Origin of the sequence: Bacteroides sp. 1_1_30, assembly GCF_020982715.1 — a bacterium.
Lineage (GTDB): Bacteria > Bacteroidota > Bacteroidia > Bacteroidales > Bacteroidaceae > Bacteroides > Bacteroides xylanisolvens.
This window is the reverse complement of sequence record NZ_JAJKHN010000045.1, coordinates 23594-36851: the sequence shown is the minus strand read 5'-3', so window position 1 is coordinate 36851 and position 13258 is coordinate 23594. Positions and strand designations below refer to the sequence as shown.

At 43.1% G+C, this 13258-nt stretch carries 10 protein-coding genes; 9 read left to right on the top strand and 1 reads right to left on the bottom strand.

The genetic code is table 11. The annotated features are described in order from the left end of the window. The first annotated feature begins 51 nt into the window (after window positions 1-51). The 9 genes from fldA (at window position 52) to ccsA (ending at window position 10681) form a co-directional block, all read left to right on the top strand. Window positions 52-558, top strand: coding sequence for a flavodoxin FldA (gene fldA, locus LPH68_RS14470; RefSeq protein ID WP_151923768.1), 507 nt, complete (start codon window positions 52-54; stop codon window positions 556-558). A gap of 33 nt (window positions 559-591) precedes the next feature. Beyond that, window positions 592-954 (top strand): DUF2023 family protein, encoded by a 363-nt coding sequence (locus LPH68_RS14465; protein ID WP_008640645.1) that lies wholly within the window; start codon window positions 592-594, stop codon window positions 952-954. A 391-nt stretch (window positions 955-1345) separates the two neighbouring features. Next, a complete protein-coding gene (locus tag LPH68_RS14460; protein ID WP_015530947.1) occupies window positions 1346-2686 on the top strand; it encodes a hypothetical protein in 1341 nt (446 codons plus the stop codon). A gap of 26 nt (window positions 2687-2712) precedes the next feature. Beyond that, the gene (locus tag LPH68_RS14455; RefSeq protein WP_008640647.1) at window positions 2713-3867 is read left to right on the top strand and encodes an imelysin family protein; all 1155 of its coding nucleotides are present in this window, start codon (window positions 2713-2715) and stop codon (window positions 3865-3867) included. A gap of 110 nt (window positions 3868-3977) precedes the next feature. Then, window positions 3978-5408, top strand: a complete 1431-nt coding sequence (locus LPH68_RS14450) for a di-heme oxidoredictase family protein (RefSeq protein ID WP_008640649.1) — start codon at window positions 3978-3980, stop codon at window positions 5406-5408. Between the two features lie 27 nt (window positions 5409-5435). Continuing rightward, on the top strand, window positions 5436-6650 hold the full coding sequence (locus tag LPH68_RS14445; protein ID WP_015530945.1) for a porin: 1215 nt from the start codon (window positions 5436-5438) through the stop codon (window positions 6648-6650). Window positions 6651-6673: 23 nt separating this feature from the next. Beyond that, entirely contained in the window at window positions 6674-7387 is a 714-nt protein-coding gene (locus LPH68_RS14440; RefSeq protein ID WP_008640651.1) for a cytochrome c, read from the top strand. Window positions 7388-7407: 20 nt separating this feature from the next. After that, window positions 7408-8562, top strand: a complete 1155-nt coding sequence (locus LPH68_RS14435; protein ID WP_008640652.1) for a Rid family hydrolase — start codon at window positions 7408-7410, stop codon at window positions 8560-8562. Between the two features lie 19 nt (window positions 8563-8581). Continuing rightward, window positions 8582-10681: a cytochrome c biogenesis protein CcsA gene (gene ccsA, locus LPH68_RS14430; RefSeq protein ID WP_008640653.1), complete on the top strand. Its 2100-nt coding sequence runs from the start codon at window positions 8582-8584 to the stop codon at window positions 10679-10681. Window positions 10682-10852: 171 nt separating this feature from the next. Here ccsA and LPH68_RS14425 read toward each other — a convergent pair whose 3' ends face one another. Then, window positions 10853-13174: a family 20 glycosylhydrolase gene (locus tag LPH68_RS14425; protein ID WP_151923769.1), complete on the bottom strand. Its 2322-nt coding sequence runs from the start codon at window positions 13172-13174 to the stop codon at window positions 10853-10855. Between the last annotated feature and the right edge of the window lie 84 nt (window positions 13175-13258).

Below are 13258 nucleotides of genomic sequence, written 5' to 3'. Positions count from 1 at the left end.
TTCTTCAAGCCCCTCTATCTTTGCAGCGTTACATTTAAAAACGAATCAAAGATGAATAAAATTGGTGTATTTTATGGTTCCACAACCGGAACAACAGAAGACCTTGCCCGTCGAATTGCAGAGAAATTAGATGTACCATCGGCAGATGTATTTGATGTATCCAAGCTAACAGAGGCATTAGTCAATGAATATGACGTATTGGTGCTCGGCTCTTCCACTTGGGGAGCAGGCGAACTTCAGGACGACTGGTACGATGGAGTAAAAGTTTTAAAAAAATGCGATTTATCTCATAAGTCTGTAGCCCTGTTCGGTTGCGGCGACTCTGACTCGTATAGCGACACTTTCTGTGACGCAATAGGTATTCTTTATGAAGACTTGAAAGATACCCATTGTAAATTCTGTGGAGCAACAGACACTGCAGGCTACACATTCGACTCTTCTATCGCTGTTGTAGACGGCAAGTTTGTAGGGCTTCCGCTTGACGAAGTCAATGAAGACAATAAGACAGACGAACGTATCAGCGCATGGGTTGAACAAGTGAAACAAGAAATCAGCTAATTTTACCTTAACATAAAAAGAATACTTTGCATCATGGCAACTGAAAGAATCATCCCCGGCGAAATCCGGATTTTTCTTAATCACATTTATGAGTTTAAGAAAGGCGTACGCAACATGGTACTTTATACAATGAGTAAAGAGCACGAAGAATTTGCCATCCGCCGATTGAAAAATCAAAAGATCAGTTATATGATACAGGAAGTAGGCACCAATAAAATCAACCTGTTCTTTGGAAAGCCTGAATGTATGGAAGCCATGCGGCATATCATCATTCGCCCCTTAAATCAACTGACAGCCGAAGAAGACTTTATTTTGGGGGCCATGCTGGGATATGACCTCTGCCAGCAGTGCAAACGGTATTGCAGCAAAAAAGAAGGTATAAAGATGGCAGTTTAAGCAATAACCTTAGCATAAGTTTAGCTTTGTTTGTATGTAGTTTGTCTTGAGTCGGATCGTTTCTGAAAAGAGCAATTTCCTGATGGTAGATATATCCAAAAAGACTGGTTGTGAAGGAAACGATTCACTCAAATACAAACAAAAGCGATGATGAAATAAACAAGAAGGACAACTCTACACATTAACAACAGGCAAAGGTATATATCAGTAAAAATTACCACACTAATATATACCTTTGTCTTTTTTATTCTCTCAATACTTATCTTTCTTTTACTCTTTAGTCTCAAATTACCTACATATACTGAATTTAAGAAATAACTATGCCTAGTATTAGGTATTGCCACATTTTTTAACCTCATCTAACTTTGCAACCGATAAAATTATTAAAAAGATGAGAAAAATAACCGCAATCGTTATTCTATGTCTCCTGCCTTCTCTTTCAAATTCAGCACAGGAGACAAAAGAAATTTCCAAAAATAGTAATTCTTCTTCTACAGAAGATTATACTAAATTCCGTTTTGGTGGATATGGTGAAATGGTCGCTAATTTTAAAGATTATGGCATCAACCGTTTCTATGGAGGAAACGATGGTAATCCAAAGAAAAACAGGAATACCATTTCAATCCCCCGTTTCGTTTTAGCTTTTGATTATAAGTTTAATTCCAAATGGATACTCGGTGCAGAGATTGAGTTTGAATCCGGTGGAACAGGTACAGCTTTCGAATTAGAAAACACCGAAAACGGTGAATACGAAACCGAAGTTGAAAAAGGAGGAGAAGTGGCTATTGAGCAATTTCACATCACACGTTTGATTCATCGCTCCCTCAACGTGCGTGCCGGACATATTATTGTTCCGGTAGGACTGACCAACGCACACCATGAACCGATCAATTTCTTCGGAACTTCACGTCCGGAGGGTGAAACCACCCTTCTGCCCTCTACCTGGCATGAAAATGGTTTGGAAATCTTTGGTTCCTTTGGAAAAGGTTATGCCAGTTTTGACTACCAAGCTATGGTTGTAGCAGGTCTGAACCCTAACGGATTCGATCGCAATACATGGGTAGGCAGTGGTAAACAGGGAATTTTTGAAGAAGATAATTTCACTTCTCCCGCATATGTATTCCGCTTGGACTATAAAGGAGTTCCCGGCTTACGTGTAGGTGCCTCATTCTATTATTGCGCAGATGCAGGAGCCAATTCCGACAAGGAACAGACTTATTCAAGCTATGGAAAAATTCCGGTAAGAATCTTCACCGCAGATGCACAATATCGCAATAAATATGTAACGGCACGTGGTAATATTTTATATGGAAATTTAGGAAACTCTTTGGGAGTGAGCCAAGCAAATGTCAAGTTATCCAATAAATCACCGTACAGTCGTCTGGCACCGGTAGCTAAGAATGCTGTAAGCTATGCAGCAGAAGCCGGTATCAATATCCGCTCAGTCTTCGGAGGCAATAAAAAGATTCCGGTTATCTATCCATTTGCCCGCTATGAATACTACAATCCACAAGAAAAAGGAGAAAAAGGGCAAACGATGGAAAAACGCTGCCAAGTAAGTATGTGGACAGCGGGATTAAATTGGTATGCGTTGCCAAACTTAGTGATAAAAGCTGACTATGCCACCCGTCAGATTGGTACCAACAAAGTTTTTGGCGTTTCAAAAGCATATAACAGTGAAAACGAATTTTCCATTGGAATAGCCTATATAGGATGGTTTATCAAGAAATAACAAATAATCAATTATTTAATTTTTATATGATGAAAACAAAATTCTTTTATGTTGCAGCCCTCATATGGGGATTAGCATTTACAACTACTTCTTGTAGCAGTGACGATGACAACCCGACAGTAGATCCTGCTAACATCGATTACACTTCTGAAAACGCATCAAGCTGGCATAACTACATGAGAAATGTAGCAGCACTTTTAAAAACAGATGCAACCAATCTTTATAACGCATGGAACTCAAGTTATAAAGGAGGCGACAGTTATGCTTCTCTCTTTAAGGCTCATAACGGTTCTCCTTATGCAAGTGCATTGAGCTGTGTAGAAGAAATCGTAGATAAATGCGCGGAAATTGCCAACGAAGTCGGTACCGCCAAGATTGGTGATCCGTACAACTTATACAAAGCGGGAAATACAGAAGAAGCATTGTACGCTGTGGAATCCTGGTACAGCTGGCATTCACGTGATGATTATACAAACAACATTTACTCCATCCGGAATGCGTATTACGGTTCTTTAGACGGCAGTATAAATGCTAACTCTTTATCAACTGTAGTCGCCGGTGTTAATCCATCCTTAGATACTAATGTAAAGAATGCCATTCAAAAAGCGGCAAAAGCCATTCAGGATATTCCGCAACCTTTCCGTAATCATATACCCAGTAATGAAACAGTAGCAGCAATGGATGCTTGTGCCGAACTGGAAAGTATATTGAAGAATGACTTAAAATCTTATATTGCCAATAATGCCAACAACATCAATACCGACGCCGTACTGAATCCTGTGGTAATGCAATATGTAGATGCAGTAGTAGTACCTACCTATAAAAGCTTGAAAGAAAAGAACGATGCTCTCTACAATGCAGTAATAGCTCTTGCAGACAACCCGTCAAATAGCGCTTTCGATAAAGCCTGTGAAGCTTGGATCACCGCACGTGAGCCATGGGAAAAGAGCGAAGCCTTCTTGTTCGGTCCGGTAGACGAGATGGGACTTGATCCTAACATGGACAGCTGGCCTTTAGACCAGAATGCCATCGTGCAAATTCTGAATTCTCAAAGCTGGAGTGATCTTGAATGGAATGAAAATGATGATGAAGCCGCTGTTGAGTCGGCACAGAATGTACGCGGTTTCCACACATTAGAATTCCTTCTCTACAAAAACGGTGAACCACGTAAAGTACAATAAAGACTTATCTTAGCTAAGATATTATTGAGAAGTAAAGGTTGGAAGTCAATCATCCACCTTTACTTCTTTGGTATGTTTAAAACATATTATTGAAATAAAGTCAATAAACAATGAATCACTTTCTAAAATATTCATTCTCTATTTTTTGCCTGTTGGCATGCTCAGCCTGTGATGACGACGGAATTGGCGTATTGGATATCGAAATCCCGGAAGGCTATGCCCTGTCAGCCGGAACATCAACCATTTTCTTGAGTTCATCCGTTGCTTATGATACGCCTGCAGATTGGATAACAGGAGCATATGACGTACGCTTCACCCGAGGCGACAGGCTATATGACGATGTACGTACAAGCAACAACGGGCATGGTGGCGGTCTCGGACCTGTTTATGCCGGTTACTCGTGCGGCAGCTGCCACCGGAATGCAGGGCGCACTAAACCCTCTTTATGGACAGAGGGCGGATCGGGCAGCTATGGTTTCTCCTCCATGCTGGTTTACATATCCCGTAAGAACGGAGCTTTCTTTCAGGATTATGGCCGTGTGCTTCATGACCAGGCAATCTACGGAGTACAACCGGAAGGCAAACTATCCGTAGAATACACTTACGAAACATTTTCTTTCCCTGATGGAGAAGCCTACACGCTTTGCAAACCGCAGTATAGCATATCCGAATGGTATGCCGAAGAGATCAAACCGGAAGATTTGTTTTGCACCGTACGTATTCCATTACGTCACGTAGGTATGGGACAGATGATGGCATTAGATCCCATTGAAATTGAAGCACTCGCAGCAAAAAGCAATTATCCCGAATATGGAATCAGCGGACGATGTAATTACATCACCGAACGGGGAGTAAGATGTCTGGGATTGTCCGGCAACAAAGCCCAACATGCCGATTTAACGGTAGAGTTAGGATTCTCCAGTGATATGGGTGTTACCAACAGCCGCTATCCGGAAGAAATCTGCGAAGGACAAACGCAAGTCAACCAAGGCAGCATGATGGGACTTTCTTATGACCAGTTGGATGTCAGCACAGAAGAGATGGAAAATGTAGATCTCTATATGCAGAGTCTCGGCGTACCCGCCCGGCGTAATATAAACGATCCGCAAGTAATCAAAGGGGAACAAAACTTTTATAAAGCCAAATGTCATCTTTGTCATGTGACGACCCTGCATACCAAACCACGCGGTACTGTGTTATTAAACAATACCCAACTCCCGTGGCTGGGCGGTCAGACCATTCACCCTTATTCCGATTATCTGTTACACGACATGGGTTCGGAAATTATGGGAGTCGGCCTGAATGACAACTACGTAAGCGGCCTGGCACGTGGAAACGAATGGCGCACTACCCCTCTTTGGGGAATTGGCCTGCAAGAAAAGGTCAACGGGCATACTTATTTCCTACATGACGGCCGTGCCCGCAATCTGACAGAAGCTATCATGTGGCATGGCGGAGAAGGAGAAGCATCGAAGAACTTATTTAAAAACATGAGTAAAGAAGACCGCGATGCGCTGATCGCATTTTTAAATTCACTTTAAACTAAAAGTAGTATATACAAAGCAATTATGAAGAAATTTATAATCATTGCCATGCTGACTGCCATCATGCCTTTGGCTGCAATGGCGCAACATGAAGAAGATACAGAAAATGGTGTAGTATCATTGGCTGGAAGAGAAGGATTCACGATCGAAACCAAGAAGGGAGATTTCGTATTCAAACCCTATCTGCTCGTACAAACCAGTGCAAACTTCAATTGGTACGACGATGAAGGACTAGATAAGGCATATAATCAGGATAACATAGCCAACTCCGGTTTTTCCGTTCCTTACGCTGTACTCGGGTTCACCGGAAAGGCTTTCGATAAAATATCTTTCAACCTTTCCATCAATGCGGCAGCCAGCGGAGGCGCATTACTTCAACAGGCATGGTTTGATGTTCAGCTGAAAAAGCAATTTGCCATCCGGGTCGGTAAATTCAAGACTCCGTTCTCACATGCCTATCTGACAACACTGGGAGAAACATTGTTACCCAATTTACCAGTATCACTCACTGCTCCCGTTATCCTCCCCTACTCCTTGAATGCGGTAACACCTAACATTGGCACCGGATTCGATTTAGGGGTAGAGATTCACGGTTTAGTGGCTGACAAATTCGGGTATGAAATCGGTCTATTCAATGGTACGGGCGCTTCTGTCAACACCGCGACAAAGACATTCAGCGATGACTGGCACATTCCGTCTTTACTGTATGCCGGACGTTTCACTTATATGCCGAAGGGAGTGATGCCTGCCACACAGGGAAATCCGAACAGGCTGAATGAAGACAAAATTATGTTTGGTATTTCTACTTCTATTAATGTAGAAAGTGAAAATGAAAGTACCAATGATTATCGTGCGGGATTAGAGTTTGCAATGCTAAAAAACAAACTTTATCTGGGTGCTGAAGTTTATTATATGAATGTAGGTTTTACAAAAAGACAAAAGATTTCCGAGTCATATAATTACCTGGGCGGTTATGTACAAGGTGGTTATTTTATAGCTCCCCGCCTGCAGGCAGCCGCACGTTATGATTTCTTCAATCGTAACGGAATGGACACCAATGGTTTCCTGAATATGCCAGCCGTAGGCATGAACTATTTCTTCAAAAACTGCAACTTGAAGTTACAAGCTATGTACCAGTATATTGCCCGCAAAGGTCATGACACCCAACTCGATCGGGATAACGATGATTTAGGTTTGGCAGTACATTCGGCCAGTATTCTACTTCAATATACATTCTAAATAGCACAAGAAAGGATTTGTTTATGAAAAAATACATTCTTTTCGGTGGCTGTCTACTGTTATTGGCATATATCACGTCATGTGATGACGGACGTATTTATGAAAAAACAGAGACCCTGTCAGAAGAAGGACGCACATTGAGAATGAGCGGAAGAATCAGTGGTATCAATAAATGGCCCGATGGTTATAGTGTTGTAGTGGCAGGCTTCAGTGATGAGAGCGAGTATGCCGTTGTCACAAAAACAATTCCGGCGGTCGAAAATGATGAGATTCAGGTAACCATGACAGGAGTCAGTGACAAAGTAACCACTATTGAGTTATGCGTTATTAATAGATTAAGAAAACGAGTAATCAGCTTTCGGTCAATGGACGATCTTACGGCAGTTGACGACACTATTCTTATGGATGTGGGAACTGTGGATGCAGGTATGTATCATGGCATTCAGGAAAAAGTATTTAATACTACATGTGCCCACTGTCATGGTGGAGGTAGTTCGGCAGCAGGCAACCTGTATCTGACAGAGGGCAAAAGCTATGAGGCACTCGTCAACCATCCGTCAAAGAAAGTAGACGGTATGTTACTTGTCAAGCCAGGCAGTGCACAAGAAAGTGTATTGCATACATTATTGAATACCACTATTAGTTCAACTTGGGGATACGATCACTCTAAAGAAATACTGTCATCCCCTATTTTGACCCTTATTGACGATTGGATCAATAACGGCGCACAAGAATAAATAGTTATTATACAATTGATATGAACAACAAAAAACAACAGAATATTCAGTCTGAAAAGACACTAACAGAGATTTTTAAATACAATGCAGGAGGAGAAGCTTCAGAGTATCACATCATCATTCATTCTACTAAACCGGAAGATACATACGAAGAACAACTGAATGCAGTATTAAACACTTACGACTATTTACTTACCCAAGAACTGAAAGGAGCAGTCGCCATCCTCAAACGCTATTTCTTAAGTGACGCCGCCAATCAGGCAGATACACTATTGGCATTGACAACTGAAGGTTCGGGCTGCACACTTTCCATTGTGGAACAGCCCCCGCTGGACGGAACCAAGATTGCCTTATGGGTCTATCTGTTGACTGACGTACAGACGCAAGTCCTGCATAACGGGCTTTTCGAGGTGAAGCACAGTGCCTACCGCCACTTTTGGGGTGGTAGCGCATTCAATCGTGCCGCCAATTCGGAATACCAGACCCGCCTGTTATTGAACGACTATGTGATGCAACTCATGGAGCAAGGTTGCAGACTGGCGGACAATTGTATCCGCACATGGTTCTTTGTACAAAATGTAGACGTGAATTATGCCGGAGTAGTGAAAGCGCGTAATGAAGTTTTCGTTACCCAAAACCTGACAGAAAAAACACATTACATTTCCAGCACCGGTATCGGCGGTCGCCATGCCGATCCGAAAGTACTGGTACAAATGGATACTTATGCCGTAGCAGGATTACAACCGGAACAGATTCATTTTCTCTATGCACCTACCCACCTGAATCCGACTTATGAATATGGAGTAAGTTTTGAACGTGGCACGTATGTAGATTATGGCGACCGCCGCCAGATATTTATTTCGGGTACGGCAAGCATCAACAACAAAGGCGAAGTGGTATATCCCGGCAACATTCGCAAACAGACAGAACGGATGTGGGAAAATGTGGAAACCCTGCTAAAAGAAGCAGAATGCACTTTTGAAAATTTGGGACAAATGATTGTATATTTGCGTGATATAGCCGACTATGCAGTCGTTAAAGCAATGTATGACCAACGTTTCCCGCACACTCCCAAAGTATTTGTTCATGCTCCGGTATGTCGCCCCGGATGGTTGATTGAGATGGAATGTATGGGAGTGAAAGAATGTAAGAACAAGGGGTACGCTCCATTTTAAATCATAAAAGATTATACCGTTGAAAAGGTTACTTATTATCTTATATATCTGTCTGGTGGGACTACTCGCTGCAGCTACTTTTGTAGAGCAAGCGTATGGGACAGATTTTGTAGAGAGAAATATATATCATACATGCTGGTTTTGTTGTTTGTGGGGAGTTATTGCCGCAATTGCACTTGTTGCTCTCATCCGACGTGCTTTATGGCGACGGTTCCCCATATTGTTGTTTCATGGCTCCCTCCTCGTTATCCTGGTGGGGGCCATGATTACGTTTACCGGCAGTAAAAAAGGATACGTACATTTACTGCCGGGAGTGACGGCAGGTAGTTTTCAGGAGTCGGAAAGCGGAAGAGAAGCAGACCTGCCATTCACAATACAGCTGGATAGTTTTCGTATAGCATACTATCCCGGAACTGAAGCTCCGGCAGACTACATCAGTTATATCACCTACTCTCTTCCCGGACAAAAAGATGTTCTGTCACACGAACAGATTTCAATGAACCGTATATTTACATTACAAGGTTTCCGTTTCTATCAGTCATCTTTCGATGATGATGGAAAAGGGAGTTGGCTGACTGTCAATTATGACCCGTGGGGTACGGGAGTTACGTATGCAGGATATGTTCTGCTCGGTATCTCCATGATCTGGTTATTATTTTCCCGCTATGGCGATTTCCGACGCCTGCTAAGTCACCCGCTACTGAAAAAAGGAGGTGTATTTCTATTGTTCCTCTTCTGTCTTGCAGGTAGTATGCAAGCACAAAAAAAACTTCTCCCGGCACTGAAACGGGTACAAGCAGACAGTTTGGCACAAGAACAGGTCATTTATCACGACCGAGTAGTACCATTCAATACATTGGCGCGCGATTTCATTCAGAAATTGACAGGCAAAGCTTCATATAAAGGTTTGACGCCTGAACAGGTAATTGGTGGCTGGCTACTCTATCCGGAAGTATGGAGAAATGAACCATTGATATACATCAAAAATACAGAGTTGCAGCATTTGCTAAACTTACAGACACCTTACGCCCGATTAACCGATTTATTTGACGGTCCGGTCTACCGTCTTCAGAAAACCTGGCAACAAGAACAGGGAAAAGGTAGCAAACTCGCCAAAGCCATCCAAGAAACGGACGAAAAAGTGGGATTGATCCTGATGCTGGAAAAAGGAACATTCATTCAGCCATTACCCACTGATGGCAGCGTGCAACCACTCTCCGAACTGGAAATAAAAGCCGAACTACTCTACAACCGGATTCCGTTCAGCAAGATTCTTTTTATGATTAATCTATCATTGGGAGTATTGTCTTTCCTGCTTCTGCTTCAGTACAGCCTGCGAAGAAGGGTACTCTCACCGAAAGCCAAAGCGATTACCCGCACAGCAGGAGCGTTCTTTTCTGTTGCGCTCTATCTTGCTTTCATATTCCATTTAGCAGGATATTGCCTACGTTGGTATATTGGCGGACGCATTCCACTTAGCAACGGTTACGAAACCATGCAGTTTATGGCACTCTGCATCCTCTTGGTAGCCTGCCTGCTCCATCGAAGATTCTCATTCGTACTTCCATTCGGATTCTTGCTCTCCGGCTTTGCGTTGTTAGTCTCTTATCTGGGACAAATGAATCCGCAGATAACGCCATTAATGCCGGTGCTCGTCTCTCCGTGGTTAAGCATTCATGTTTCATTGATTATGATGTCTTATGCCCTATTGGCATTTATCATGCTAAACGGAATACTGGCATTATGTCTCCGAAAAAAAGAGCCGGAAAACAATGTCTCTGAAAATGACGACAGACAAGATAACCGGATAGAACAGTTGACGCTAGTCAGCCGTTTGCTACTCTATCCTGCGACGTTCTTTTTAGGGGCAGGCATCTTTTTGGGAGCAGTCTGGGCAAACGTTTCCTGGGGAAGATACTGGGCGTGGGACCCGAAAGAAGTATGGGCGCTGATTACCTTCCTTGTATATGGAGCAGCCTTCCATTCACAAAGCCTGCGCATTTTCCGCAAGCCTTTATTTTTCCATATTTATATGATTCTTGCTTTCCTTACAGTCTTAATGACTTATTTCGGAGTGAATTATGTTCTTGGCGGGATGCATAGTTATGCAAACTCCTGAACCACCATACATAAGAATCGGCCGAAGTGATTCACCCGCATTTCTTTTATTTGGTTGTTAAGTTGAAAAAACATTAATGTATTCATTTTGGAATATGAATAGATGATGTATTCTAAAAGAGGTAAAGAGGGTGCACTTCACAAAAGGATACCCTCTTTTACCCATCCAGTTTCACACACGTGCGTGCACCTCATGTTTCAACCACGCACCCGGCAGCATTTCTTTTTCACCTTTTTCATTCACCAGTTCCATCTGCAATACACCTCCGTTACAATCGAAGTAACGAACCTCTATCGGATGCAATCCGGCTTTCAATGCCTTCTGCACAATAATCTCTACCGATGAGTGTGCACCGTCATTATCTCCCAGCAATTCACCGTCAAGCGTCAATGTACTACCGTCATCCGATAGAAGGGCAAAGGTGTAAATACCATCAGCGGGAACTTCCAGATAACCGGTCATCACCAAGCCGATATTTCCTTTCACCTCTTCGGGGATAGATACCGATTCTACCACATATTCCCCTTTTACCGGAGCCGCGTCAATATCTGCACAAAGATTACCGCGGAAGTCATGCCATACAGCTTTCAAGCCGGGCTGCAAGGCAGCCGGAGCAGTCACCGCCTCCGCATAAGGAGCCTTTACATATTTAGTATGTGCCACATCCGAAGGAGAACCGTCCGGACGGAACGTGCGGAAAGCGAAATCGGTAGTCTCCGTCACGTCCAGAGCACCATTATAAAGAGTAGACTCTTTGGTAGGCATACTGCCGTCTGTCGTATAGCGTATTTCAGTACCGGGCAACGGGCAAGTCAAGTCAATCGTTGTTTCATCAATAAATGCATTCACTTTATAGAATCCCTGTAAATCAGGCACACGATAATTTACCCTCATCACATCCATCCGTTTAAACTGCGGAACAAGCTGACGATAAAACTCTTCGAGGCTTGGTTTAACAGCCGGTTCTACCCAGGCTATTTCGCTCAATGCAATCATGCGGGGAACGATCAGGTATTCAATGCGCTTCATTGTCGGAATCCATTCAGACCAGAGATTAGCCTGTACACCCCAAATATATTTCTTCTGTTCGGGTGATAATCTATCATCCGAACACGGATCGTATGCCAGTATTTTCTTCACTGAATTCTGATCCTGCGCATAATCGAAATAGAAATATTCATTCGGACAAGCAATCACTTTCTGCTTTTGCGCGGTCGCCGTAGGCAACGCGTCTTTCGCCCAACTTCTCCACCATGTAATAGCAGCATCGGAAGATAATCCGTCGGCTACCACTTCATCCCAGCCGATGAGTCTCTTTCCGTTGGCGAGGAAGAATTTCTCCATGTCACGTACAAACCATGCCTGAAGTTCTTCTACCGAACCCAGCTTCTCCGTACGGATACGTTTCTGACAGAGAGGGCATTTCTTCCAGTTGGCTTTTTCCACTTCATCACCACCCATGTGCACATATTCATAAGGGAAAAGCTCGAAAACTTCTTTGAACACATTCCGGCAGAATTCCAGCGTCGCGTCTTTACCCGGACAGATAGGAGAAGAGAAGATTTCTCCCCATCCGATTAGTCCGTCGCATGCCAACTCCGGATATTGACTGATAGCCGCGAGGAAATGTCCCGGCATATCAATCTCGGGAATGACATCAATTCCTCTTTGCGTAGCATAGGCTACTATTTCTTTGATATCATCATGAGTGTAATAACCTCCATACAGCGTATCTCCTTCCACAATGCGTATCTTATCTTCCGGAATCAGGAAATCGGTATTATCTTCCTCTTTCGCACGTGCCATGCAGGTACGGTCGTGCTTATTAAACTTACGCCAAGCTCCTTTTTCGGTAAGCAGCGGGTATTTCTCAATCTCTATACGCCAGCCCTGATCGTCAGACAAATGCCAGTGGAATTTATTGAGTTTATACAAAGACATCAGATCCAGTACATGCTTCACCTCATCTTTATTCCAGAAATGACGGGAAGCATCCAGCATAAATCCACGCCATTCAAAACGGGGGGCATCTTCTATTTGCACGGCAGGAATCGAATAAGTTTGTTTTTCTCCCTGTACTTCTATCGTTGCAGGAAGCAACTGGCGAATAGTAGTAATCGCAGAAATAAAGCCCGAATAGTCAGTTGCCTCTACCCGAACAGACTCCGGTGTAGACTCAAGTTTATAAGAGCCGGGCTTTCCACCGGTATCTTTCAACTGGAAATACATATCTACCTGATTCTGATCGGTAGTGACTTCAACAGAAGACGATATGACATTCCGAAGAATCTCCTGCAGATACCCGACAGCCGGAAACAAGGACTGATCGGAAACCCCAATCTTCATTCCATCTTTTAAAACAAACGAGCCAGACTGCTCGGTCAGACTAACGGGGGTAGGTAGGATTGCAATCTCTTGCTTGACGGTGGGCGTACAAGAAGAAAAAACACAAGCTGATACAATGAGTAAAGAACTACTTAGTTTTTTGAACATGCGGTTAACTATTTAATAAATGATTTGTCCTGTCTTTAATTGACCATCTATATATAATACAACTAAAACATAGAAACTACTAAA